This window comes from Stenotrophomonas sp. TWI1149, from assembly GCF_039673155.1.
In the GTDB taxonomy this organism is placed as follows: domain Bacteria; phylum Pseudomonadota; class Gammaproteobacteria; order Xanthomonadales; family Xanthomonadaceae; genus Stenotrophomonas; species Stenotrophomonas maltophilia_AA.
Genome location: NZ_JBDJLB010000002.1, coordinates 189,591 through 213,835 on the forward strand (window position 1 = coordinate 189,591; position 24,245 = coordinate 213,835).

29 protein-coding genes are annotated in these 24,245 nt (G+C 67.0%); 24 read left to right on the plus strand and 5 right to left on the minus strand.

Annotation, left to right across the window (positions count from 1 at the left end; all coding sequences use genetic code 11):
- Window positions 1-203: 203 nt before the first annotated feature.
- Together ABE424_RS02965 and ABE424_RS02970 are read left to right on the plus strand one after the other, a co-directional pair.
- Window positions 204-830, plus strand: a complete 627-nt coding sequence (locus ABE424_RS02965; protein ID WP_176989623.1) for a DUF47 family protein — start codon at window positions 204-206, stop codon at window positions 828-830.
- A gap of 13 nt (window positions 831-843) precedes the next feature.
- A complete protein-coding gene (locus tag ABE424_RS02970; protein ID WP_176989624.1) occupies window positions 844-1,965 on the plus strand; it encodes an inorganic phosphate transporter in 1,122 nt (373 codons plus the stop codon).
- Window positions 1,966-2,070: 105 nt separating this feature from the next.
- Here ABE424_RS02970 and ABE424_RS02975 read toward each other — a convergent pair whose 3' ends face one another.
- Together ABE424_RS02975 and parE are read right to left on the minus strand one after the other, a co-directional pair.
- The gene (locus ABE424_RS02975) at window positions 2,071-2,643 is read right to left on the minus strand and encodes a GNAT family protein (protein ID WP_346490808.1); all 573 of its coding nucleotides are present in this window, start codon (window positions 2,641-2,643) and stop codon (window positions 2,071-2,073) included.
- Between the two features lie 128 nt (window positions 2,644-2,771).
- Window positions 2,772-4,661, minus strand: coding sequence for a DNA topoisomerase IV subunit B (gene parE / locus ABE424_RS02980; RefSeq protein ID WP_179459261.1), 1,890 nt, complete (start codon window positions 4,659-4,661; stop codon window positions 2,772-2,774).
- A gap of 163 nt (window positions 4,662-4,824) precedes the next feature.
- Here parE and ABE424_RS02985 point away from each other — a divergent pair, with 163 nt between their 5' ends.
- The 10 genes from ABE424_RS02985 (at window position 4,825) to truD (ending at window position 12,529) form a co-directional block, all read left to right on the plus strand.
- Entirely contained in the window at window positions 4,825-5,064 is a 240-nt protein-coding gene (locus ABE424_RS02985) for a hypothetical protein (RefSeq protein ID WP_176989627.1), read from the plus strand.
- Between the two features lie 213 nt (window positions 5,065-5,277).
- A complete protein-coding gene (locus ABE424_RS02990; protein ID WP_179459259.1) occupies window positions 5,278-5,538 on the plus strand; it encodes a hypothetical protein in 261 nt (86 codons plus the stop codon).
- A complete protein-coding gene (locus ABE424_RS02995; RefSeq protein WP_179459258.1) occupies window positions 5,535-7,199 on the plus strand; it encodes a CTP synthase in 1,665 nt (554 codons plus the stop codon). The genes ABE424_RS02990 and ABE424_RS02995 overlap by 4 nt, the downstream gene beginning before the upstream one ends.
- A 105-nt stretch (window positions 7,200-7,304) precedes the next feature.
- Window positions 7,305-8,135, plus strand: coding sequence for a 3-deoxy-8-phosphooctulonate synthase (gene kdsA / locus ABE424_RS03000; RefSeq protein WP_019183338.1), 831 nt, complete (start codon window positions 7,305-7,307; stop codon window positions 8,133-8,135).
- The gene (locus ABE424_RS03005) at window positions 8,132-8,548 is read left to right on the plus strand and encodes a hypothetical protein (RefSeq protein WP_346490809.1); all 417 of its coding nucleotides are present in this window, start codon (window positions 8,132-8,134) and stop codon (window positions 8,546-8,548) included. The genes kdsA and ABE424_RS03005 overlap by 4 nt, the downstream gene beginning before the upstream one ends.
- Window positions 8,549-8,617: 69 nt before the next feature.
- The gene (eno, locus tag ABE424_RS03010) at window positions 8,618-9,904 is read left to right on the plus strand and encodes a phosphopyruvate hydratase (protein WP_121041757.1); all 1,287 of its coding nucleotides are present in this window, start codon (window positions 8,618-8,620) and stop codon (window positions 9,902-9,904) included.
- A gap of 4 nt (window positions 9,905-9,908) precedes the next feature.
- The gene (ftsB, locus tag ABE424_RS03015) at window positions 9,909-10,259 is read left to right on the plus strand and encodes a cell division protein FtsB (RefSeq protein ID WP_176989630.1); all 351 of its coding nucleotides are present in this window, start codon (window positions 9,909-9,911) and stop codon (window positions 10,257-10,259) included.
- Complete coding sequence (gene ispD, locus ABE424_RS03020; protein ID WP_346490963.1) at window positions 10,256-10,954, plus strand: 2-C-methyl-D-erythritol 4-phosphate cytidylyltransferase; 699 nt, start codon at window positions 10,256-10,258, stop codon at window positions 10,952-10,954. Before ftsB ends, ispD begins: the two co-directional genes overlap by 4 nt.
- Window positions 10,955-10,991: 37 nt before the next feature.
- A complete protein-coding gene (gene ispF, locus ABE424_RS03025; protein WP_346490810.1) occupies window positions 10,992-11,489 on the plus strand; it encodes a 2-C-methyl-D-erythritol 2,4-cyclodiphosphate synthase in 498 nt (165 codons plus the stop codon).
- Complete coding sequence (gene truD / locus ABE424_RS03030; protein WP_346490811.1) at window positions 11,486-12,529, plus strand: tRNA pseudouridine(13) synthase TruD; 1,044 nt, start codon at window positions 11,486-11,488, stop codon at window positions 12,527-12,529. Before ispF ends, truD begins: the two co-directional genes overlap by 4 nt.
- 61 nt (window positions 12,530-12,590) lie before the next feature.
- Here truD and ABE424_RS03035 read toward each other — a convergent pair whose 3' ends face one another.
- A complete protein-coding gene (locus ABE424_RS03035) occupies window positions 12,591-13,130 on the minus strand; it encodes a Smr/MutS family protein (protein WP_179459254.1) in 540 nt (179 codons plus the stop codon).
- Window positions 13,131-13,316: 186 nt separating this feature from the next.
- Between ABE424_RS03035 and surE the strand changes: the two genes are divergently transcribed.
- The 4 genes from surE to ABE424_RS03055 are packed head-to-tail and all read left to right on the plus strand — an operon-like array spanning window position 13,317 to window position 16,180.
- Window positions 13,317-14,096, plus strand: coding sequence for a 5'/3'-nucleotidase SurE (surE, locus tag ABE424_RS03040; protein ID WP_176989896.1), 780 nt, complete (start codon window positions 13,317-13,319; stop codon window positions 14,094-14,096).
- The gene (locus ABE424_RS03045) at window positions 14,093-14,770 is read left to right on the plus strand and encodes a protein-L-isoaspartate(D-aspartate) O-methyltransferase (RefSeq protein ID WP_176989634.1); all 678 of its coding nucleotides are present in this window, start codon (window positions 14,093-14,095) and stop codon (window positions 14,768-14,770) included. Before surE ends, ABE424_RS03045 begins: the two co-directional genes overlap by 4 nt.
- A gap of 19 nt (window positions 14,771-14,789) precedes the next feature.
- Window positions 14,790-15,404 (plus strand): YqaA family protein, encoded by a 615-nt coding sequence (locus ABE424_RS03050; protein ID WP_176989635.1) that lies wholly within the window; start codon window positions 14,790-14,792, stop codon window positions 15,402-15,404.
- Window positions 15,401-16,180: a peptidoglycan DD-metalloendopeptidase family protein gene (locus tag ABE424_RS03055; protein ID WP_346478613.1), complete on the plus strand. Its 780-nt coding sequence runs from the start codon at window positions 15,401-15,403 to the stop codon at window positions 16,178-16,180. The genes ABE424_RS03050 and ABE424_RS03055 overlap by 4 nt, the downstream gene beginning before the upstream one ends.
- 52 nt (window positions 16,181-16,232) lie before the next feature.
- On the opposite strand, the gene ABE424_RS03060 is transcribed toward ABE424_RS03055, so the two are convergent.
- Window positions 16,233-16,607, minus strand: a complete 375-nt coding sequence (locus ABE424_RS03060) for an Mth938-like domain-containing protein (RefSeq protein WP_346478614.1) — start codon at window positions 16,605-16,607, stop codon at window positions 16,233-16,235.
- 13 nt (window positions 16,608-16,620) lie between these two features.
- Window positions 16,621-16,926, minus strand: coding sequence for a ribosome assembly RNA-binding protein YhbY (gene yhbY, locus ABE424_RS03065; protein ID WP_019183325.1), 306 nt, complete (start codon window positions 16,924-16,926; stop codon window positions 16,621-16,623).
- A gap of 65 nt (window positions 16,927-16,991) precedes the next feature.
- Here yhbY and rlmE point away from each other — a divergent pair, with 65 nt between their 5' ends.
- From rlmE to ABE424_RS03105, 8 genes are all read left to right on the plus strand, one after another.
- Window positions 16,992-17,624 (plus strand): 23S rRNA (uridine(2552)-2'-O)-methyltransferase RlmE, encoded by a 633-nt coding sequence (gene rlmE, locus ABE424_RS03070; protein WP_176989638.1) that lies wholly within the window; start codon window positions 16,992-16,994, stop codon window positions 17,622-17,624.
- A gap of 53 nt (window positions 17,625-17,677) precedes the next feature.
- A complete protein-coding gene (gene ftsH / locus ABE424_RS03075; RefSeq protein ID WP_346490812.1) occupies window positions 17,678-19,621 on the plus strand; it encodes an ATP-dependent zinc metalloprotease FtsH in 1,944 nt (647 codons plus the stop codon).
- Window positions 19,622-19,721: 100 nt separating this feature from the next.
- Complete coding sequence (locus tag ABE424_RS03080) at window positions 19,722-19,910, plus strand: hypothetical protein (RefSeq protein ID WP_346490813.1); 189 nt, start codon at window positions 19,722-19,724, stop codon at window positions 19,908-19,910.
- A 117-nt stretch (window positions 19,911-20,027) separates the two neighbouring features.
- Complete coding sequence (folP, locus tag ABE424_RS03085; protein WP_346490814.1) at window positions 20,028-20,927, plus strand: dihydropteroate synthase; 900 nt, start codon at window positions 20,028-20,030, stop codon at window positions 20,925-20,927.
- Window positions 20,927-21,880 carry a tRNA (adenosine(37)-N6)-dimethylallyltransferase MiaA gene (gene miaA / locus ABE424_RS03090; RefSeq protein WP_346490815.1) on the plus strand — a complete coding sequence of 318 codons (954 nt, stop codon included), beginning with the start codon at window positions 20,927-20,929 and terminating at the stop codon, window positions 21,878-21,880. Before folP ends, miaA begins: the two co-directional genes overlap by 1 nt.
- Before the next feature lie 107 nt (window positions 21,881-21,987).
- Window positions 21,988-22,269, plus strand: coding sequence for an RNA chaperone Hfq (hfq, locus tag ABE424_RS03095; RefSeq protein ID WP_019183319.1), 282 nt, complete (start codon window positions 21,988-21,990; stop codon window positions 22,267-22,269).
- 26 nt (window positions 22,270-22,295) lie between these two features.
- Window positions 22,296-23,606, plus strand: a complete 1,311-nt coding sequence (gene hflX, locus ABE424_RS03100; RefSeq protein WP_346490816.1) for a ribosome rescue GTPase HflX — start codon at window positions 22,296-22,298, stop codon at window positions 23,604-23,606.
- A gap of 138 nt (window positions 23,607-23,744) precedes the next feature.
- Window positions 23,745-24,239 (plus strand): CinA family protein, encoded by a 495-nt coding sequence (locus tag ABE424_RS03105; protein WP_176989644.1) that lies wholly within the window; start codon window positions 23,745-23,747, stop codon window positions 24,237-24,239.
- Window positions 24,240-24,245: the final 6 nt, after the last annotated feature.

Below are 24,245 nucleotides of genomic sequence, written 5' to 3' on the forward strand. Positions count from 1 at the left end.
CGGCGGGGGGTAAGGGTCGTCGTCCATAGAGTGCACCCGAAGGTGCCCGCGCATCTTAACAAAAGGCCGGGGCAGGGATGCAATCAGGGTCGTTCAGGCAGGGCCGTCAGAGCGTGAAGATGACAGGGAGTACCCGGATTGGACATCAAACCGTCATAATTCCGCCCGGTGCCGTCCTTCCTCGACGGCGAATAGGTTTCTCAATGTTCTCTCTGCAGACCATTTTTGGCTCCGGCAAACAGTTCTACACCCTGCTGGACGAGGCTGCCCAGGCCGCCCAGGACAGCTCCAAGGCGCTGCACTCCATGCTGCGCGAAGCGGACCGCCAGCCGGCGCTGGACGCCTTCAAGCTGGCCCGCCTGCGCGAGCGCGCGGCCTCGGACAAGATCAGCCAGGCGCTGGTCGACAGCTTCATGACCCCGATCGAGCGCGAAGACATCGAAGCGCTGGGTTCGGCGCTGTACAAGATTCCCAAGCAGATCGAGAAGTTCGCCGATCGCTATTCGCTGGCCACCCAGCATCTGGAGCACATCGATTTCGCGCCGCGCGCGGCGATGCTGGAACAGGCCGCCAACGTGGTGGTGGAGATGGTCAATGACCTGCGCCACATGAACCTGGACCGGATGACCGCGCTCAACGAGAAGCTGCGTTCGCTGGAAAACGAAGCCGACCGCCTGATGCTCGAGCTGTACCGCGATATCTATTCCGGCCGCCTGGACAGCCTGCAGATGTTCCTGCTCAAGGAATTCTTCGAGATCCTGGAAAAGGCCATCGATCGTTGCCGCGAGGCCGGCGTGGTGGCGTACCAGATCGTCTTGAAGAACAGCTGACGGACGCCACAGCATGCTGACCCTTGTCCTGGTGGTGATCCTGGCCGCGCTCGTCTTCGAGTTCATCAACGGCTTCCACGACACCGCCAACTCCATCGCCACCGTGGTGGCGACCAAAGTGCTCTCGCCCGGCTGGGCGGTGATGCTCGCCGCGTTCATGAACCTCATCGGCGCGCTGACCGGCACCGCCGTCGCGCTGACCATCGCCTCGGGCCTGCTCAACACCAACGTGGTCGATGTGACCCCGCAGGTGATCCTGTGCGCGCTGCTGGGCGGCATCATCTGGAACCTGATCACGTGGTGGAAGGGCCTGCCGTCCTCGTCCTCGCACGCCCTGATCGGCGGCCTGTGCGGCGCCGGCCTGGCCGCGGCCCACAACAACTGGGACGCGCTGATCTGGTCTGAACGCATCGGCACCTGGGCCCAGAACAAGGGCCTGCTGTGGAAGGTGTTCCTGCCGATGATCACCTCGCCGATCGCCGGCTTCCTGCTCGGCATCGCGGTGATGCTGCTGCTGTGGGGCATGATCGCGGGTATGGCGAAGATCGGTGGCTTCCTGGGCCGTCTGGCCCGGCCGCGCATCGTCAACGCGTTCTTCGGCAAGGCCCAGATCGTGTCGGCGGCCTACATGGGCTTCGCCCACGGCCACAACGACGCGCAGAAGACCATGGGCATCATCGCCATGACCCTGATCGGTGCCGAGGCGACCGGTGCGTTGAACGACCTGCCGTCCTGGCTGGCCTTCATGCACCCGGACGCGAGCGCCGGTGACGGCATCGCGATGTGGATCGTGCTGACCTGCGCCGTGGTGATGGCCGCCGGTACCGCTTCGGGCGGCTGGAAGATCATCAAGACCCTGGGCCACAAGATGGTCAAGCTGCACCCGATCCACGGTTTCGCCGCGGAAACCAGCTCGGCCACGATCCTGACCGTGGCGGCGCACTTCGGCATGCCGGTCTCCACCACCCACAGCATCTCCACCGCGATCATGGGCGTGGGCTTCGCCAAGAACCCGCGTTCGCTGCGCTTCGGCGTGATCGAGCGCATCGTGTGGGCCTGGATCCTGACGATCCCGGCCGCCGGCGGCTGTGCGTACCTGATCCTGCGTCTGTTCGAAATGTTCGGCTGGGCCTGATCGGTCCACGCGGTTGAACATCGAAAAGCCCGCCGAAAGGCGGGCTTTTTCGTGGGGCAAGGCGGATGCCGAGGCCGCAATGGCCGGGGGAGTTTCGTGCGATGGTCACCCCGGCACTGCGCTGCCTGGCCTCTGCCACTCCCTTGCGAGCAGCCCATACACCGCCGAATCCGATACTTCGCCGGCGACCCGCCAGCGCTCCCGCAGCAGCCCCTCGCGCTGGAAGCCGAGCCGCTCCAGCACCTTCGCCGAAGGCACGTTGCGCGGATCGATCTCCGCTTCCAGGCGGCGCAGGCGCAGCACATCGAACAGATACGCCACGAACCGTGACAGCGCCTCGTGCATGTAGCCCTTGCCCTGCGCCGACGGCGCCAGGTGATACCCGATCTCCGCGCGCCGGGACGTCTCGTCGATCGCGAACACCACCACGATCCCCAGCAGCGGCCCGTCCACACACTCCCGGATCGCCAGCTTCAACTGCGTGCCCGCATCCAGCGCGGCCAGATCGTCGAGGATCTGCACGTAGGCCTGCTTGAGGTCGGTCCATGCTGGATGGTTCCAGTAGCGCATGCCGGCACGGTCGGACTGGATCGCGAACAACGCCTGCGCGTCCGTGGCGCGGATCGCTGTCAGCACCAGGCGCGCGCTCTCCAGTTGCAGGGTGGGGTCGAACGGCATGCGGGTTCCTGTGCTCGAGGTGTGGCCAAGGTAGCCGCTCCTGCCCCGTGTAGCCATGCCTGGCGTGTCCCCGCGCCCAAGAAAAAACCCGCCGGGAGGCGGGTTTTTCCAGTGTCACTACCGGTCGATCAGACTTCCAGCGAGGCCAGGTCGCCCTTCTTTTCCAGCCAGCCCTTGCGGTCGCTGGCGCGCTTCTTGGCCAGCAGCATGTCCATCAGCGAATGGGTCTGCTCGCCATCGTCGATGGTCAGCTGCACCAGACGACGCGTATCGGGATGGATGGTGGACTCGCGCAGCTGCTGCGGGTTCATTTCACCCAGGCCCTTGAAGCGGGTCACGCTGACCTGGCCCTTGATCTTCTCGCGCTCGATCTTGTCCAGCATCGTGCGCTTTTCTTCCTCGTCCAGGGCGTAGAACACCTGCTTGCCCACGTCGACGCGGAACAGCGGCGGCATCGCCACGAACACGTGGCCGGCATCGACCAGCGCCGGGAAGTGCTTGAGGAACAGCGCGGTCAGCAGGGTCGCGATGTGCAGGCCGTCCGAGTCGGCGTCGGCCAGGATGACGACCTTGCCGTAGCGCAGGCCGGCGATGTCTTCCTTGCCCGGGTCGCAGCCGATCGCGATCGCCAGGTTGTGCACTTCTTCCGAGGCCAGCACGCTGCCCGAGGACACTTCCCAGGTGTTGAGGATCTTGCCGCGCAGCGGCAGGATCGCCTGGAAGTCCTTATCGCGGGCCTGCTTGGCACTGCCGCCCGCGGAGTCGCCTTCGACCAGGAACAGCTCGGTGCGCGACAGGTCCTGGCTGATGCAGTCGGCCAGCTTGCCGGGCAGGGCGGGGCCCTGGGTGACCTTCTTGCGGGTCACCAGCTTTTCGGTCTTCAGGCGCGCACTGGCGCGCTCGATCGCCAGCTGCGCGATCTGCTCGCCCAAGGCGACGTTCTGGTTCAGCAGCAGGCTGAAGGCATCATGCGCTGCGCCCTCGACGAAGCCCGCGGCCTGGCGCGAGGACAGCCGTTCCTTGGTCTGGCCGCTGAACTGCGGATCGGTCATCTTCAACGACAGCACGAACGACACGCGGTCCCAGACGTCTTCCGGGGCCAGCTTGACGCCACGCGGCAGCAGGTTGCGGAAGTCGCAGAACTCGCGCAGCGCCTCGGTCAGGCCGGTGCGCAGGCCGTTGGCGTGGGTGCCGTGCTGGGCGGTCGGGATCAGGTTGACGTAGCTTTCCTGGACCAGTTCGCCCTCGGGAATCCAGGCCAGGGCCCAGTCCACGATCTCGTTTTCTTTCTTCAGATGGCCCACGAACAGGTCGGCCGGCAGCATCTCGCGCTCGCCAAGCTCGGCCTTCAGGTAATCGCTCAGGCCATCTTCGTAGTACCAGGTGTCCTGCTCGCCGGTGGCTTCATCGAGAAGCTTGACGGTCAGGCCCGGGCACAGCACGGCCTTGGCGCGCAGCAGGTGGCGCAGCGCACGCAGGTTGTACTTGGGCGTATCGAAGTACTTCGGGTCGGCCCAGAAGCGCACCCGGGTACCGGTGTTCTTCTTGCCGACGCTGCCGACCACTTCCAGCGGAGTGGCGCGGTCGCCGTTGCGGAAGGTGATGCGGTGTTCGCTGCCGTCGCGCTTGATGTGCACTTCGACCAGGGTGGACAACGCGTTGACCACGCTGACGCCGACGCCATGCAGGCCGCCGGAGAAGGTGTAGTTCTTGTTGTTGAACTTGCCGCCCGCATGCAGGCGGGTCAGGATCAGTTCGACGCCGGGGATCTTCTCCTCGGGGTGGATGTCCACGGGCATGCCGCGGCCGTCATCGCTGACCTCGCAGCTGCCGTCCTTGAACAGCGTGACTTCGACCGTGCGGGCGTGTCCGGCCAAGGCTTCGTCGACGGCATTGTCGATGACTTCCTGCGCCAGATGGTTCGGGCGCGCGGTGTCGGTGTACATGCCGGGGCGGCGCTTGACCGGGTCCAGGCCGGACAGGACTTCAATATCGGCGGCGTTATAGCGGGCGTTCATCTGTCTTCATAAAGCGCAATGCGACGGCGAAGTTTGCGGTCTGGACGGGTTTTTTGCACGCCACACGTTCAGGGGGCGGCCGACCGGGGCGCGATAGACTGTCTGCGATGGGAAACCGGACCCTCCGGCGACCCATTCCATGCCATACCGCGAGGAGCACCCCATGAAGAAGTTGCTGACCATCGTTGCCATCGCCGCCGCCGTGGTGGCCGTGCCCATGGCACTGGCCCAGAACGCCGGACAGGGCCAGCCCACGCCGCAGCAGGGCGAACAGGCCGACAAGGCGCAGGCCGAGGCGGACGCCAAGGCCAAGCGCCGCGCCGCCGCCACGGCCGAAATGAAGGCCAGGGGCGAGCAGGCCCCGCAGAAGGAAGAGGAAGAAGAAGCGCGGAAGAAGCGATAAGCGCTTCGCCTCTCCTCCACATCCCCGCGCCTGTCGGCGCGCCTCCTTGAACTCCAAGGGGGCTCTCCACCAGAGAGACCTGGGAATCTGAAAAAAGTACTCAACATGAGCCCCGGTATCGCGCCGGGGCTCTTCTTTTTATGTGAAGACCGTCATCCGCCCCTTGGGCTGGAGGCCGGCAATCTGTAAACTATGGCTTTCCGGGAGTAGTGCGTGTCATCCATCAGCGAATGGACTGGCCTGATCGTGCGCGATCGCCAGCAGGGTAGGCAGGAGGTGACGGTCCAGACAGTGGCCGGCACGGCTGACCCGACGTCGCTGACCCACTCCCGCACCGTCTCCCCCCTGATCCCGGCCCTGGCGCGTGAACGCCCCGCAGCCGCCCGGATCGCCCCGATTTCCCCCTTCACGTCGTCCGTCGCCCTGCGCGCCGGCGCCGTTTCCCCCTTCCTGACAGGACACCCCCAGCCATGACTCCCTTGATCTTCGTAACCGGTGGCGTAGTGTCCTCGCTCGGCAAAGGTATTGCCGCCGCGTCGCTTGCCGCCATCCTCGAGGCCCGTGGCCTGCGGGTGACGATGATGAAGCTCGATCCGTACATCAACGTCGATCCGGGCACCATGAGCCCGTTCCAGCACGGTGAGGTCTACGTCACCGACGACGGCGCCGAGACCGATCTGGACCTGGGCCATTACGAGCGCTTCGTGCGCACCCGCCTGAGCCGCAAGAACTCGGTCACCACCGGCCGGATCTACGAGAACGTGATCCGCAAGGAGCGCCGCGGCGACTACCTGGGCGCCACCGTGCAGGTCATTCCGCACATCACCGATGAAATCCGCCGCTGCATGGACGAGGCCACCGAAGGCTTCGACGTGGCGCTGGTCGAGATCGGCGGCACCGTGGGCGACATCGAGTCGCTGCCGTTCCTGGAAGCGATCCGCCAGGTGCGCACCGAGCGCGGCCCGGAGAAGGCGCTGTTCATGCACCTCACCCTGGTGCCGTACATCGCCGCCGCCGGCGAGCTGAAGACCAAGCCGACCCAGCACTCGGTCAAGGAGCTGCGCTCGATCGGCATCCAGCCGGACGTGCTGCTGTGCCGTTCCGAGCAGGTCGTGCCGGATTCGGAGCGCCGCAAGATCGCCCAGTTCACCAACGTCTCCGAGCGCGCGGTGATCAGCGTGCCGGACGTGGACGTGCTGTACCGCATCCCGATGGGCTTGCATGCGCAGGGCCTGGACGACATCGTCGTCAACCAGCTCAAGCTCGGCGACAAGGCCGGCCCGGTCGACCTGGCCGAGTGGGAAGCTGCGGTGGATGCCACCCTGCACCCGCTGGACGAGGTCACCATCGCCGTGGTCGGCAAGTACGTCGATCACCAGGACGCCTACAAGTCGGTCGGCGAGGCGCTCAAGCACGGCGGCCTGCGCCAGCGCACCAAGGTCAACCTGAAGTGGCTCGAAGCACAGGAGCTGGAAGACAGCGACCTGGCCGCGCTCAAGGATGTCGACGGCATCCTGGTGCCGGGCGGCTTCGGCGACCGCGGCTTCGAAGGCAAGGTGCTGACCTCGCAGTTCGCCCGTGAGCATCACGTGCCGTATTTCGGCATCTGCTACGGCATGCAGGCCGCGGTGGTCGATTTCGCCCGCCACGTGGCCGGCCTGGACGGCGCCAACAGCACCGAGAACGACCGCCAGTCGCCGAACCCGGTGATCGGCCTGATCACCGAATGGCGCACCGCCACCGGCGATGTCGAGAAGCGTGACGACAAGAGCGATCTGGGCGGCACCATGCGCCTGGGCCTGCAGGAGCAGCGCCTGAAGCCGGGCACGCTGGCCCGCGAGCTGTACGGCAAGGATGTGGTGTCCGAGCGTCACCGCCACCGTTATGAGTTCAACAACCGCTACCGCACCCAGCTGGAGGATGCGGGCCTGGTGATCGCCGGCAAGTCGATGGACGACACCCTGGTGGAAGTCATCGAGCTGCCGCGCGACCAGCATCCGTGGTTCCTGGCCTGCCAGGCGCACCCGGAGTTCCTGTCCACGCCGCGCGAAGGCCACCCGCTGTTCATCGGCTTCATCCGCGCCGCGCGCGAGCGCAAGGCCGGTGGCAAGCTGGCCCAGGATGCAGCGGCCTGATCGGCACGCCGCACTTGCAGTGGGGGCCGCGCGCCCCCATTGCAGAGCGCTAATCACCCACGGCGGCTGGCCTGGCCAGTGTCCGCCGGACAACAAGGAAACGCCATGAAACTGTGTGGATTCGACGTCGGGCTGGACCAGCCCCTGTTCCTGATCGCCGGCCCGTGTGTGATCGAGTCGATGCAGCTGCAGCTGGACGTGGCTGGCAAGTTGAAGGAAATCACCGATCGCCTCGGCATCAATTTCATCTTCAAATCGAGCTTCGACAAGGCCAACCGCACCTCCGGCACCGCCTTCCGCGGTCCGGGCATGGAAGAGGGCCTGAAGGTCCTGGCCGAAGTGAAGAAGCAGATCGGCGTGCCGGTGCTCACCGACGTGCACGAATACACCCCGATGGACGAAGTGGCCTCGGTGGTGGACGTGTTGCAGACGCCGGCCTTCCTGGTGCGCCAGACCGATTTCATCACCAAGGTGTGCGCGGCCGGCAAGCCGGTCAACATCAAGAAGGGCCAGTTCCTGTCGCCGTGGGACATGAAGCCTGTCGTGGAGAAGGCCAAGGCCACCGGCAACCAGGACATCATGGTCTGCGAGCGCGGCGCCAGCTTCGGCTACAACAACCTGGTCAGCGACATGCGCTCGCTGTCGGTGATGCGCGATACCGGTTGCCCGGTCGTGTTCGATGCCACTCATTCGGTGCAGCTGCCGGGCGGGCAGGGCAACAGCTCCGGTGGCCAGCGCGAATTCGTGCCGGTGCTGGCGCGCGCAGCGGTGGCAGTCGGTGTCTCCGGCCTGTTCGCCGAGACCCACCCGGATCCGTCCAAGGCGCTGTCCGATGGTCCCAACGCGTGGCCGCTGGACCGCATGGAAGAACTGCTCGAAACCCTGATGGAGCTCGACGCGGTCACCAAGAAGCACGGGTTCTCGCGCTTCGCATGATGGCCGACGTTCCGGCGTCACCCGCGGTGCGCCGCGGCTGGCGCGGCTGGGCCTGGGGCTGGATCGCGCTGGGTGCGGCGATCGCCGCCTGGTGCGGGGTGTTCCTGCTGGTGGTGCTGATGTTCACCAGCATGGGCTCGCCCGGTGATGGCGACAACGCATTGCGCGGGGTAATGCCCATGCTGTTGGTGACGCTGTCGCTGACCGGCACCGCCGCGCTGGCCTGCGTGACCGCCAGCGTGCTCGCGTTCCGGCTGCGCCGGCAACCGGCCGGCGGCGGTGTCGGGCTGGTCCTGCTGGCGTTGCTGCTGGTGCTGCTGGTGATCCCGTCGCTGGTTCCGGGCAACGCCAGCGTGGTTGGGGCGCTGTCCGCGCCCACGCCGATTTGGCAAGTGACGGGTGTGCAGGGATAATCACGCGGCATCTATTTTTCGGCGCTGCGTTGGCGGCGCCTCCCCCCTCTGACTGGTAACCGGCCCGCTATGACCACGATCCGCAGCATCCACGCCCGTGAAATCCTCGACAGCCGTGGCAATCCCACGCTGGAAGCCGAAGTCATCCTCGAGGACGGCTCGTTCGGTCGTGCCGCGGTGCCCTCGGGCGCCTCGACCGGCACCAAGGAAGCCGTGGAACTGCGTGACGGCGACAAGACCCGTTACCTGGGCAAGGGCGTGCGCAATGCCGTGTCCAACGTCAACACCACCATCGCGACCGCGCTGAAGGGCTTCGATGCCGCCGACCAGGAAGGCCTCGACCGCCGTCTGATCGACCTGGATGGCACCGAGAACAAGGGCCGCCTGGGCGCGAACGCGCTGCTCGGTGTTTCGCTGGCCAATGCCCACGCCGTGGCCGCCTCGAAGAAGCAGGCGCTGTGGCAGCACCTGGCCAACGGCCGTGACGTGACCCTGCCGGTGCCGATGATGAACATCATCAACGGCGGCGCGCATGCCGACAACAACGTCGATTTCCAGGAATTCATGGTGCTGCCGGTCGGCTTCACCTCGTTCTCCGAGTCGCTGCGTGCCGGTACCGAAATCTTCCATTCGCTGAAGTCGGTGCTGAAGGGCCACGGCCTGAGCACGGCGGTGGGCGATGAAGGCGGCTTCGCGCCGGACTTCCGCAGCAACGTCGAAGCGCTGGACACCATCCTGGAAGCGATCGGCAAGGCCGGCTACACCGCCGGTGAAGACGTGCTGCTGGGCCTGGACGTGGCCTCCAGCGAGTTCTACGAGAACGGCAAGTACAACCTGGTCGGCGAGAACAAGCGCCTGACCTCCGAGCAGTTCGTCGACTTCCTGGCCGACTGGGCCGCGCAGTACCCGATCGTGACCATCGAAGACGGCCTGGCCGAGAACGACTGGGCCGGCTGGAAGCTGCTGACCGACCGCATCGGCAACAAGGTGCAGCTGGTGGGTGACGATCTGTTCGTCACCAACCCGAAGATCTTCAAGGAAGGCATCGAGTCCGGCACCGCCAACGCGATCCTGATCAAGGTCAACCAGATCGGTACCCTGACCGAGACCCTGGAAGCGATCGCCATGGCGCACGCGGCCAACTACGCCTCGATCGTCTCGCACCGTTCGGGCGAAACCGAAGACACCACCATCGCCGACATCGCCGTGGCCACCACCGCCACCCAGATCAAGACCGGCTCGCTGTGCCGCAGCGATCGCGTGGCCAAGTACAACCAGCTGCTGCGTATCGAGGAAGCCCTCGGTGCCGGCGCGCGTTACGCCGGTCGTGACGCGTTCGTGTCGCTGAAGCGCTGATCGCATGCGCAACTGGCGCTGGCTGCTGCTGGTGCTCGCGCTGCTGCTCGCATGGCTGCAGTACCGCTTCTGGTTTGGACCGGGCAACTCGGGCGAAGTGATGATGCTCGAGGCCCAGGTCGAGAACCAGAAGCGGGACAACGCCGGGCTGCAGCAGCGCAATGACGCGCTCGCTGCCGAGGTCAAGGACCTCAAGGAAGGCGAAGCAGCGATCGAAGAACGCGCGCGCAGCGAGCTGGGCATGATCAAGCCCGGCGAGAAGTTCTACCGCGTGGTCGAAGACGCGCCGGTGCCGCCTCCGCGTGCGCCGACGGCGGTCACCGACCCGGACGCGCCGCATCAGGATATTCCCTGATGGCGGGCATCTGGGCGGTGGTTCCCGCCGCTGGCCGTGGCACCCGCTTCGGCGGGGCCACGCCCAAGCAGTATCTGCTCGCCGGCGACCGTGTGCTGCTGGCCCATACCCTCGAGGCACTGCTTTCGCACCCGGTCGTGGCCGGGGTGATGGTGGTGGTCGCCGAGAATGATGCCGACTGGCCGGGCTGGCAGTCGCTGGCGGACAAACCCATTCTGACCTGCATCGGCGGCGCGACCCGCGCCGGCTCGGTGCTGGCCGGCCTGCATGCCTTGCCGGATGACGTACGCGCCGACGATTTCGTGCTGGTCCACGACGCCGCACGCCCGAACCTGGCCGCTGCCGATCTCGGTCGCCTGCTGGAAGTCGGGCGTGCCGACCCGGTCGGGGCGATCCTGGCTGCACCGGTACGCGATACGCTCAAGCGTGCCGGCGATGACGGCGGCATCGATGCCACCGAGCCACGCGAACGCCTCTGGCGCGCGCTGACCCCGCAGCTGTTCCGCCGCCACCAGTTGGCGCGCGCGCTGCAGGAGGCGGCCGACGCCGGCGTGGACATCACCGACGAAGCCATGGCGATGGAGCGCCAGGGGCTGCGCCCGCTGCTGGTGGAAGGCAGCGAAGACAATTTCAAGGTCACCACCCCGGCTGATCTGTCCCGTTTCGAATTCGTGCTGTCGCGTCGCGCACCCTGACGTCCGCACGCGCCGCACCCAACCGCAGGTTCTTGCAATGACCACGCCACAGTTTCCTCCCTTCCGCATCGGACAGGGCTACGACGTCCATGCCTTCGGCGAGGGCGACCACATCATGCTCGGCGGCATCCGCGTCGAACACAGCTGCGGGGTGCTCGCGCACAGCGATGGCGATGTGATCCTGCACGCGCTGTGCGATGCGATGCTCGGTGCGTTGGCGCTGGGCGACATCGGCGCGCATTTCCCGCCGACCGACATGCGCTGGAAGGGCGCGGACAGCGCGCACCTGCTCGACCATTGCAACGGGCTGCTGCGCGCGCGCGGCTGGCAGGTCGGCAACACCGACATCACCGTGATCTGCGAGCGGCCGAAGGTCGGCCCGCACGCCCTGGCCATGCGCGAGCGCATCGCCGCCGTGCTGGGGATCGCGCTGGACTGCGTGAGCGTCAAGGCGACCACGTCGGAGAAGCTGGGCTTCACCGGCCGCAGCGAGGGCATCGCCGCCCAGGCCAGCGTGCTGCTGGTGGCGCTGTGATCCCGTTGCCGCTGGCGTTCGGCGCGCCGCTGCTCAGTGCGAAGATCCGCACCACGCCCGAGGATTTCCAGGTTGACGAACTGCCGGCGTTCGAGCCGAGCGGGGAGGGCGAGCACCTGCTGCTGACCCTCCGCAAGCGCGGCGCCAACACCGTGCATGTCGCCAAAGTGCTGGCCAAGTGGGCCGGGCTGCCGGACATGGGGGTCAGCTACGCCGGCATGAAGGATCGCCACGCGGTCACCACGCAGCGCTTCAGCGTGCACCTGCCCAAACGCGTGGCGCCGGACCCGGCGCTGCTGGCGTCGGACGAGATCGAGGTGGTGGAGTCGACCTGGCACAACCGCAAGCTGCAGCGCGGTGCGCTGGCCGGCAACCGCTTCAAGCTGGTGCTGCGCGATGTGCAGGGCGATCCCTCGGCCATCGAAGAGCGCCTGTCCCATATCGCCTCGCGCGGCCTGCCGAACTGGTTCGGTGAGCAGCGCTTCGGCCGCGATGGCGGCAACGTGTCGGCTGCGCTGGCGATGTTCGGTGGCCGTCGCATGCGCCCCGACCAGCGTTCGCTGCTGCTTTCGGCGGCCCGTTCGGCCCTGTTCAACCAGGTGTTGGCGGCACGCGTGGAGCAGGGCAACTGGGACACGCCGCTGGACGGCGAGGTCTGGATGCTCGACGGCAGCCGCAGCGTGTTCGGCCCGGAGCCGTGGACGGATCTGCTGGCCGATCGCCTCGGTCGGTTCGACATCCACCCCAGTGGCCCGTTGTGGGGCGAGGGCGAGCTGCGCAGCACCGGTGCCGCCGCCGAACTGGAACTGGGCGCGGTGTCGGACGCGCAATCGCTCGCGCTGCGGGCCGGTCTGGAAAGCGCCCGTCTGAAGCAGGAGCGCCGCGCACTGCGCCTGCGCCCGGCCATGCTGCAGCACCAGTGGCTGGCTGCGGATGTGCTGGAGCTCAGCTTCGCACTGCCGCCGGGCTGCTACGCCACCGCGGTACTGCACGAGTTGGGTCGGGTGGAAGACGCCAGCCAGGCCGCACCGGAGGCGTAGATCCACGCCATGGGTGGATGCCGCACGATCGGCACCCCGGGCAGCCACCCATGGGGTGGCTCTACCGGTTTGCCAGCAGCACCAGTACCGCGCCCGTTCCGCCTTGCCCGGCGGGCGCGGAATGAAACGCCAGCACGTCGTTGCGCAGCCGCAGCAGGCGATCGACCAGATTCTTCAGCACCGGCGCACCCCCGTCGGACTGCAGCCCCTTGCCGTGGATGATGCGCACGCAGCCGTACTCATGCGCATGCGCCTCCACCAGGAACTGCCGCACCAGTGCCTCGGCCTGGGCCACCGTCGCGCCATGCAGGTCGAGTTCGTCCTGCACGGAATACTGCCCGCGCTTGAGCCGCTGGAACATCCGCGGTGGCAGGTTGTCGCGCCGGTAGCTGGCGGTATCGCCGGCCTCCAGCGGGCTGCTGTCGCGCAGCAGCCGGGCGAATTCCCCACGGGCCTCCTGTTCATCCTGTTCGGCCATCCGCGCACGCGGCTTGGGCCGCGGCGCGGCCGGCGGCGGGGTGACCGCCTTGCGCAGCGGCGTGACCTCGCCGATGGCGGCCCGGAACAGCGCCGCGGGATCTTCGTCTTCAGGATGTGACATGCGTACAGCCTAATGGGCGGGAAGGGCGATGCCTACCGTTATCGGGGTAGGACGATCTGTCTGCTTGCGGCACAATAGCTGACGCACTTGCGCGGTCGTCCGGTCCCGGGAGGGGCAGGGCCACCGCCGCCAACAGTGGGAAGTGATGGAATCGAAGTCTTGAAAAATCAAGCGGTTAAATCGCAGATGCGGATTCTGGTCAGCAACGACGACGGTGTCGATGCGCCGGGCATCAAGATGCTCGCCACGGTATTGCGTGACGCCGGTCATGAAGTGACCGTGGTCGCTCCTGATCGTGATCGTTCCGGCGCCAGCAATTCGCTGACCCTGGACCTGCCGATCCGCATGAAGCGCATCGACCACTACACCTGCTCGGTGGCCGGCACGCCGACCGACTGCGTGCACCTGGCCCTGACCGGCATGCTCGAGTACGAGCCGGACATGGTGGTCTCGGGCATCAACAACGCGGCCAACCTCGGCGACGACGTCATCTACTCCGGCACCGTGTCGGCGGCGATGGAAGGACGGTTCCTCGGTTTGCCTGCCGTGGCGATGTCGCTGGTCACGCACAACCACGAGCCCCGTCATTTCGAGACCGCCGCGCGTGCCGCGGTCGAGATCGTGACCCGCCTCAAGGCCGATCCGCTGCCCGCCGACACCATCCTCAACGTCAACGTGCCGGACCTGCCGTGGAGCGAAGTGCGTGGTTTCGAAGTGACCCGCCTGGGCAACCGCCATCGCGCCGAGGGCTGCATCGCGCAGCGCGACCCGCGCGGCAACCAGGTGTTCTGGATCGGCCCGGCCGGGCGCGAGCAGGACTCCGGCCCCGGCACGGATTTCCATGCGGTGCGCAACGGCTTCATCTCGATCACCCCGATCCAGGTCGACCTCACCCGTTACCAGGCGCTGGAGAAAGTGGCCAGCTGGGTCGGCGGGCTGACTGCCGCACTGGACCGGCCGGCATGAGCCCACGCCTGCGCCTGCAGCCAGAAGCCGTCGGCATCGGCATGACCTCGCAGCGGGTCCGCGATCGCCTGGTGGATCGCCTGCGCGATGCCGGCATCGCCGACGAAGCCACTCTCAATGCCATCCGCGTGGTGCCGCGCCATCTGTTCATCGATGAAGCGCTGGCCTCGCGTGCCTACGAAGACACCGCACTGCCGATCGGCCATGGCCAGACCATTTCCCAGCCGTGGGTGGTGGCGCGCATGACCGAAGCGGTGCTGCAGTCCGCGCCGAAGACGGTACTGGAAGTGGGTACCGGGTCGGGCTACCAGGCCGCCGTGCTGGGCGCGATCGGGCTGGAGGTGTACACGGTCGAGCGCATCGGCGATCTGCTGCGCCAGGCGCGCAAGCGCTTCCGCGCCCTGGGCATGAACATCCGCAGCAAGCATGACGACGGTCGCGTCGGTTGGGCCGAGCACGGTCCGTACGATGCGATCGTGGTGACTGCGGCGGCACCGGCGCTGGTCGATGCGCTGGTCGAGCAGCTTGCCGTCGGCGGCCGCCTGGTCGCGCCGGTCGGTGGCCCGGGCGCGCAGTCGCTGATCCAGTTGACCCGTCGCGATGACGGCAGTGTCGAACAGCAGGTACTGGCACCGGTCACGTTCGTGCCGCTGCTGTCTGGCATGCTGGACTGATTCCAAGGAGCGTTGCGTCATGAAGATTTTCGGTCCGCTGTACGAGCGGGCAATGAAGTGGGCCGCGCACGAGCGCGCGCCGACCTACCTGACGGTGTTGAGCTTCATCGAGGCGATCATCTTCCCGGTGATGCCCGAGGTGATGCTCGCCCCGATGTGCGTTGCCCAGCCCAAGCGCGGCTGGTGGTTCGCCACGCTCAGCCTGTCCGGCTCGATGGCCGGCGCGCTGGTCGGCTATGCGCTGGGTCACTTCGCCTTCGAAGCGCTTAAGCCGGTGTTCGCCGCGCTGGGCATGCTGACCAGCATCGAAGGCGGCATCGCCCTCGTGCAGGCCAAGATGGCCGAGTCGCCCTGGGCAGTGTTCACCTTCCTGGTGCTGGGCGGTTTCATGCCGATCCCGATGAAGGTCTTCACATGGGCATCGGGTATCGTCGGCGTGCCGTTGCCACAGTATTTCCTGAGCATGTTGATCGGCCGTGGCAAGCGCGTGTACGTGCTGGCGGCGGTCATTCGTATTGGCGGGCCGCGCGCGGAAGCTGCGCTGCGCCGTTGGATTGAACCGTTGGGCTGGATCGCGACCGCGCTGGTGGTCGTGCTGGTGGCCTGGCTTGTATGGAGGTCGAAGTTCGCATGAGTGCTGATCGTTTGAGCAAAGGAGTGCGCACCGGCGCGCTGCTGTTGGTGGTGTCGGCGCTGAGCGCCTGTGGCACCGCCACCGTGGTGCGGCCCTCGGGCTCGGGCGGTGGCGTGGCCCACAGCACCCCGCAGAGCTCGGTGGCCAAACCGGGCCAGACGGCGGTCGTCCGCCGCGGCGACACGCTGTATGCGCTGGCCCGCATCCACAACATCACGCCGCGTGATCTGGCGGCCTGGAATGGGCTGGCCGAGCCGTACACGATCTATCCCGGCCAGTCGCTGCGCCTGTACCCGGGCGGCAGCGGCAGCCCCGGCCGCGCGCCGACCACCGTGGTCACCGCGCCGCGTCCGGGCACGACCGCACCGGCCGCGACCCCGGCGCCGACCACCGCGATCAAGAGCAACATCAGCTGGCGCTGGCCGGCGGACGGCGCGATCGTCGGCCGTTTCGTCGCGGGTGAAGCGACCAAGCAGGGCGTGGACATCGCCGGTGCCAGTGGCCAGCCGGTCCGCGCGACGGCCGCCGGCGTGGTGGTGTACTCCGGTGCGGGCCTGGTCGGCTTCGGCGAGCTGATCATCATCAAGCACAGCGACCAGTGGCTGTCGGCCTATGGCCACAACCGCAAGCGTCTGGTCAACGAAGGCCAGAGCGTCAAGGCTGGCGAGCAGATCGCCGAGATGGGCCGGACGGGTGCTGCGCGCGACATGCTGCACTTCGAGATCCGCTACAACGGCAAGCCGGTCGATCCGCTGCTGTACCTGCCGCCGAAGTAAGAACGAAAAAGGCCGCCCCAAGGGCGGCCTTTTCTGAACGGAAATCCCGGTCTCACCCCTTCAGGATGAACGCCGCCGCCACCTTGCGACCCTCGCTGGCGAGGATGTTGAAGGTCCGCGCCGCGGCGGGGTTGTTCATCACTTCCAGGCCGATCCCCCGGGTCAGGCAGGCGGCCATGACCGCGGCCGGCGGGAACACCTGGGTGTCGCCCGTGCCCAGCACGACCAGCGCCGGGTTCAAGGCCAGCACCGGCTGCAGGTGCTCGGGCGTGAGCTGGGCGATGTCGGTCACCGGCCAGGCTTCGATCAGCGTGTCCGGAGCCAGGATGAAACTGGCGGCCAGCATCCGGTCATTCACCTTCGCGCTGCGGCCATCGGCGGCGCGCAGGGCGTAGGCGTAGTCGGGGATTTCGTGGCTCAGCTGCATGGGCGTTCCGGGATCAGCCGCGCGGCAGGACGATCTGGCGCTGTTCCTTGCTCGGGCGGTACAGCACAGCGACGTGGCCGATGCGCTGCACCAGCGCGCTTTCGCTGGCACTGACCAGCTCGGCGATGAGGGCGTCACGGGCCTCGCGGTCTTCGGCGGCGACCTTGACCTTGATCAGCTCGTGGCGCTCCAGCACCTCTTCCAGTTCAGCCAGGAAGGCCGGTGTCACCCCCTTGCCCCCGATCTGGAGCAGGGCTTTCAGATCATGCGCGTGGCCGCGGAGGAAACGGGTTTGGGAAGAAGTCAGGGCGATAGCCATTCAGGAACAAGCGGTTAACTGGGGCGATCAGGGTATCATGACCTCCCCATCCGACCCGCATCTCAATGGCAACCCGTAGCAAAAGCAGTCAACGCTGGTTGAAAGAGCACTTCGCCGACCCCTTCGTGAAGAAGGCCCAGGCCGAGGGCATGCGTTCGCGCGCAGCCTACAAGCTGGAGGAGTTGCTGCAGCGGGATCGGCTGCTGAAGCCGCACATGGTCGTGGTCGACCTGGGCGCCGCCCCGGGCGGCTGGTCCCAGCAGGTCCGCCGCCAGATCGGCGACACCGGCCGGGTGCTGGCGCTGGACATCCTGGAGATGCCGCCGCTGGCCGGCGTGGAGTTCCTTCACGGGGACTTCAGGGAGCAGACCGTCCTATCGGAGTTCGAAGCCATGCTGGGCGATCAGCCGGTGGACCTTGTGCTCTCGGATATGGCCCCCAATAAGAGTGGAATGGACGCGGTGGACCAACCGCGGATGATGCACCTGGCGGAGTTGGCGTTGGATTTTGCCGACAACCATCTCAAGCCCGGTGGCGCGTTCCTGATCAAGCTGTTCCAGGGCGTGGGCTTTGACGACTACGTGCGCGAAATGCGCCGCCGGTACGACAAAGTGGTGATCCGCAAGCCTGAAGCGTCCCGGAAGCGCTCGCCCGAGGTGTATGCCTTGGGGCAGGGAAAACGCGCGCAGATCAAGTAAGCTCAACCATACGAATCGCGTCAGGAATTAGAGGAACACCGGAGCCAATGAGGATGAACGACTTGACCAAGAACCTCCTGCTATGGGTGGTCGTCGCCGTCGTGCTGATGGTGGTCTTCCAGAGCTTCTCGCCGAAGAGCAGCGGAGCCGGCGCACAGGGCGCGACGTACTCGCAGTTCCTGGACCAGGTGGACAGCGGCAACATCCAGAAGGTAGTGCTGGGCGAAATGCGCGGCGGTGCCAATGATGTGACCTACACCACCCGCAGCGGCCAGACCAGCACCATCACCGCGCCCTACGATCGCGACCTGATCAACGTGCTGCGTGGCAAGAAAGTGGAATTCGAGCAGGCGCCCCCGTCCAGCGGCATCTCGCTGGGCGCGATCCTGATGAACTTCCTCCCGGTGATCCTGATCATCGGCTTCTGGATCTTCATCATGCGCCAGATGCAGGGGGGTGGCGGCGGTGCCAAGGGCGCGATGTCCTTCGGCAAGTCGCGCGCCAAGCTGCAGGGCGAAGACCAGATCAAGGTCACCTTCGCCGACGTCGCGGGTTGCGACGAAGCCAAGGAAGAAGTCGGCGAGCTGGTCGATTTCCTGCGCGACCCGACCAAGTTCACCAAGCTGGGCGGCAAGATTCCGCGCGGCGTGCTGATGGTCGGCCCGCCGGGTACCGGCAAGACCCTGCTGGCCCGTGCGATCGCCGGCGAAGCCAAGGTGCCGTTCTTCTCGATCTCCGGTTCGGACTTCGTGGAAATGTTCGTCGGCGTCGGCGCCAGCCGCGTGCGCGACATGTTCGAACAGGCCAAGAAGCAGGCGCCGTGCATCATCTTCATCGATGAAATCGACGCCGTCGGTCGCCACCGTGGTGCCGGCCTGGGCGGCGGTCATGACGAGCGCGAGCAGACCCTGAACCAGCTGCTGGTCGAAATGGACGGCTTCGAGGGAGGCGAGGGCGTGATCGTCATCGCCGCCACCAACCGTCCGGACGTGCTGGATCCGGCGCTGCTGCGCCCGGGCCGTTTCGACCGCCAGGTCGTGGTCGGCCTGCCGGACGTCAAGGGCCGCGAGCAGATCCTCAAGGTGCACATGCGCAAGCTGCCGCTGGCCGACGATGTCGAGCCGATGGTGATCGCGCGGGGTACCCCGGGCTTCTCCGGTGCGGACCTGGCCAACCTGGCCAACGAAGCAGCGCTGTTTGCCGCGCGTGGCGGTGAGAAGGAAGTCCGCATGGACCACTTCGATCGGGCCCGCGACAAGATCCTGATGGGTGCCGAGCGCCGTTCGATGGCGATGAGCGAAGAAGAAAAGACGCTCACCGCGTATCACGAAGCCGGCCACGCCATCGTCGGCCGCCTGGTGCCCGAGCACGATCCGGTCTACAAGGTCACCATCATTCCGCGCGGCCGTGCGCTGGGCGTGACGATGTACCTGCCGGAAGGCGACAAGTACTCGATGAACCGCGTCGCGATCGAGTCGCAGCTGTGCTCGCTGTACGGTGGCCGCGTTGCCGAAGAGCTGATCTTCGGCACCGACAAGGTCACCACCGGTGCCTCCAACGACATCGAGCGCGCCACCAAGATGGCCCGCAACATGGTCACCAAGTGGGGCCTGTCCGACGAGCTCGGCCCGATCGCCTACGGCGAAGAGGACGATGAAGTGTTCCTCGGCCGTTCGGTGACGCAGCACAAGAGCGTGTCCGACGACACCGCGCGCCGCATCGACGAAGTCGTCCGCAGCATCCTGGACAAGGCCTACGCCCGGACCACGGAGCTGCTGACCGCCAACCTCGACAAGCTGCACACGATGTCCCAGCTGCTGCTGCAGTACGAGACCATTGATGCGCCGCAGATCAACGCCGTGATGGAAGGCCGCGATCCGCCGCCGCCGGCAGGCTGGGACAAGTCGCCCAGCAACAAGGACGGTGGCAACAACAACGACAAGGGCGGCGATGCCCGTCCGGTCGCGCCGATCGCCGGTCCTGCCGAGCAGATCTGAGTGTTGCCCACGTAAGTGACGAAGGCCGGGGAAACCCGGCCTTCGTCGTTTCCGGCAGGTCATAATGGGACACCGTATCCGTTCCCGTTCTGGAGTCGCCATGTCCGCACCCCCGCCGCAGCCGGTCTCGCACACCACCGAAATGGTGATCGCCACGATCATCGGCGTGGCCATCGGCCTGACCCGCGACAACTTCCTGCTCGGCGCCGGCATCGGCATCGCGGTCGGCGTGTTGATGAGCATCGCCAAGACGGTCTACGTGGAGCGCAAGCGCCGCCAGCAGCGCTGAGCGTCCGCTCTCCGCCAGCACCGCTGGTGTGCATGCCGGGGAGTGCGCCCGGTACGACCGGGCTGGCAGCGGTACGCGGGCGTAAACTACGCGCTGGCGTACTTCGTGGATCTGCCCATGTTCGATATCTCCCCCCAGCTCGATTGCGGCGGCCGCCTGCTGCGGCTGGATCGCCCGCGGGTCATGGGCATCGTCAACGTCACCCCGGATTCGTTTTCCGACGGCGGTGACCACGACAGCGTCGAGGCCGCGGTCGCACACGGCCTGCAGCTGGTGGCCGAGGGCGCCGACCTGCTCGACATCGGCGGCGAGTCGACCCGGCCCGGCAGTGCGCCGGTGCCGCTGGACGAAGAACTGCGTCGCGTCATCCCGGTGATCGAGCGTCTGGCACGCGAAACCACCGTGCCGATCAGCATCGACACCTTCAAGCCCGAGGTGATGCGTGCCGCCGTCGCGGCCGGTGCCGGCCTGATCAATGACATCCATGCGCTGCGCCAGCCGGGGGCGCTGGACGCCGCCGCCGACCTCGGCGTGCCGGTGGTGCTGATGCACATGCAGGGCGAGCCGGGCAGCATGCAGGACACCCCACACTACGATGACGTGGTCGCCGAAGTGCATCGCTTCCTGACCGAGCGCATGTTCCAGGCCGAGATGGCCGGCGTCGCCAAGAAGCACCTGATCATCGATCTGGGCTTCGGCTTCGGCAAGACCACCGAACACAACATGACCCTGCTGGCGCGCTCGGACCGGTTCCTCGAGCTCGGCGTGCCGATGCTGGCCGGCCTGTCGCGCAAGCGCAGCATCGGTGAACTGACCGGTCGCGAGCAGCCGCGTGATCGCGTGGCCGGTTCGGTGGCCGCGCACCTGATCGCCGCCCAGCGCGGCGCGATGCTGCTGCGCGTGCACGATGTCGCGGCCACGGTCGATGCCCTGAAGGTGTGGGCAGCGGTCGATGCCGTCCCGATGCCGCGGGTGTCCGCCGCCCCGGCGATGCCGCGCTGGCCGGACGAGGACTGATGGCGGTCGATCGGCGCCCGCTGGCGATCGCGGTCATGGGCCCGACCGCGTCGGGCAAGACCGCCACCGCGATCGCGCTGGCCCAGCAGCTGGACGGTGAAATCGTCAGCGTCGATTCGGCGCTGGTCTATCGCGGGTTGGATATCGGGTCGGCCAAGCCCGATGCGGCCGAGCGCGCGCAGGCGCCGCACCATCTGCTCGATGTGCGCGACCCGTGGCAGACCTATTCGGCGGCGGAGTTCGCCAGCGACGCGGCGCGTGCCGTCCGCGACATCATCGCGCGCGGGCGCATGCCGATCCTTGCCGGCGGCACCGGGCTGTATTTCCGCGCCCTGCTGCAGGGCCTGTCGCCGATGCCCGAAGCCGATCCGGCGATGCGCGCGCAGATCGCGGCCGAGGCTGCCGAGCAGGGCTGGGCGGCGATGCATGCGCAGCTGGCCGGCATCGATCCGGCCGCTGCTAAGCGCATCCATGCCACCGATCCGCAGCGCATCCAGCGGGCACTGGAAGTCCATCGGCTGACCGGCACCCCGATCAGCGAGTGGCAGAAGCTGCCTGGCGTGGACCGGCTGCCGGTGCGGGCGCTCAAACTGGTCCTCGCACCGCGCGAACGCTCGGTGCTGCACCAGCGCATCGAGACCCGTTTCGACGCCATGCTGGCCCACGGGTTCCTGGACGAAGTCCGCGCGCTGCGGGCCCTCCCTGCCATGGCCGGGGTCGCGGCGCCGCTGGATCTGCCGGCGGTGCGCGCGGTGGGCTACCGGCAGGCCTGGGAGTATCTGGACGGGCAGGGGACGGCGGCGGCGTTCCGTGACCGCGGCATCCAGGCCACCCGTCAGCTGGCCAAGCGCCAGCTGACCTGGCTGCGCGGGGAGCTTGATGCGCGCTGGTTCGATCCCCATTTAGACAGGGCTTCCCTGGCGGATGCGGTGTCGACCTTCGTCGCACGCTGAGTCCACGCCTTCACGCCTCCACCCCGTGTACCATCAAGGGTTCCGGCGGGCGGCGGGGGCCGTGGCAACTGCCGGAAGACCATAAAAACAATAATCAGGAGTGTGCAATGTCCAAGGGGCAATCGCTGCAGGATCCGTTTCTGAATGCACTTCGGCGCGAACGTGTGCCGGTGTCGGTGTATCTGGTCAATGGCATCAAGCTGCAGGGGACGATTGAATCGTTCGACCAGTTCGTGGTGCTGCTGCGTAACACGGTGAGCCAGATGGTGTACAAGCACGCCATCTCGACCGTCGTTCCGGCGCGCAACGTGAAGGTCGGGCCCGGTGGTGGCTATGTGCAGTCCAATGATGGCGCCGAAGGCGTCCAAGGTGATGACGACGTTGAGTGACAGTGTGAAAATTTCTGGAGAACTGCGTGTTTGACCGTTCCAAGCGAGGCGAACACGCACTCCTGATCCAGCCGCATGCCGGCCGGCTCGAAGACGACGTGCTTGAAGAGTTCACCGATCTGGCCCGCTCCGCCGGGGCCAGCATCGCGGCCACCCTGACCGCGCGCATCGATCGGCCCAATCCGTCGATCCTGATCGGCAGCGGCAAGCTGGACGAGGTCAAGGCCGCGGCCGATGCGACCGGTGCCGACCTGATCCTGGTCAACCATGCGCTGTCGCCGGGACAGGAGCGCAACCTGGAGCGCTTCCTGGAGCGGCGCGTGATCGACCGTACCGGGCTGATCCTGGACATCTTCGCCCAGCGCGCGCGCAGCCACGAAGGCAAGCTGCAGGTCGAGCTGGCGCAGCTGCGCCACATGTCCACGCGGCTGATCCGCGGCTGGACCCATCTGGAGCGCCAGCGCGGCGGTTCCATCGGCCTGCGCGGGCCGGGTGAAACCCAGCTGGAAACCGATCGCCGCCTGCTGCAGAAGCGGGTGGAACAGCTGCAGAAGAAGCTGGAAAAGGTGGAAGTGCAGCGCACCCAGATGCGCCGTGCCCGCCTGCGCAGCGAGCTGCCGCGCGTGGCCCTGGTGGGCTACACCAACGCCGGCAAGTCGACCCTGTTCAACGCGTTGACCGGTGCCGAGGCCTACGCCGCGGACCAGTTGTTCGCGACGCTGGACCCGACCGTGCGCCGCATCGCGCTGCCGGGCGGCAGCGTGGTGCTCGCCGATACCGTCGGCTTCGTCCGCGACCTGCCGCATGATCTGGTGGCCGCGTTCCGGTCGACCTTGTCCGAAGCCCGCGAAGCGGACTTCCTGCTGCATCTCGTCGATGCCGCCGATCCGCACCGCGAGGAACGCATCGCGCAGGTGGATGAAGTGCTGACCGCCATCGGCGCGGGCGATCTGCCGCAGCTGCTGGTGTTCAACAAGATCGACCGTATCGACGGGGCCGAGGTGCGCCACGATGGCCAGGACGGCATCCCGGACAGCGCACGCCGCGAGCGGGTCTGGATTTCCGCCCGCGACAATGTCGGCCTGCCGCTGCTGCAGTCCGTGCTGGGCAAGCGCCTGGGCCTGCAGCACGTCAGTGGCGAGCTGCGGCTGCCGCCAAGTGCCGGTCGCCTGCGCTCGCGCCTGCATCAGCTGGAGGTCGTACGCAGCGAAGTCACCGACGAGGACGGCTGGCTGCTCCATGTCGAGATCCCGATCGCCGAGGCCGAGAAGCTGGCGGCCGGCGAGGGCGGCGAACCGATCCGCGCGATGCTCCCGGAGAAGCTCCCGGAATGGTGATGGGTGTGCCGGCCACTGGCCGGCGCCCATGATCCTGAGGAAGCGCGACCCTCCGTCGCACCCGCGGACACACGACACCACCCACGTTTTCGGCTAAAACAGGGGGCGTTCGTCCCCCCGTTGATCCAGGATTTCCCCATGACCGTTCCTTCCGACGCCGAGCTGGGCGCCCTCGCCAGTGACGTGGGCCAGCGCCTGCAGCAGGCCTCGCTGCAGCTGGTGACCGCCGAAAGCTGCAGTGGCGGCTGGATCGCCAAGGCGATGACCGATATCGCCGGCTCCTCGGCGTTCTTCGACTGCGGCATGGTCGTCTACAGCTATGAAGCCAAACAACGCCTGCTCGGCGTACGTGCGCAGACCCTGGAGCAGTTCGGTGCGGTCAGCCGCGAGACCGTGCTGGAAATGGTCTCCGGTGCGCTGATCAATTCCGGTGCCGGCATCGCCGTGGCGGTGACCGGCATCGCCGGGCCCGGCGGCGGCAGCGAGGACAAGCCGGTGGGCAGCGTCTGGATCGGCTGGAAGGGCCGTGGCGGCTACGCGCGTGCGCAGCTGTTCCAGTTCGAGGGCGACCGCGAAGCCATACGGCGGCAGACCGTGCAGCAGGCACTGACCGGAATCTTCCCGCTGTTGTGACATCCT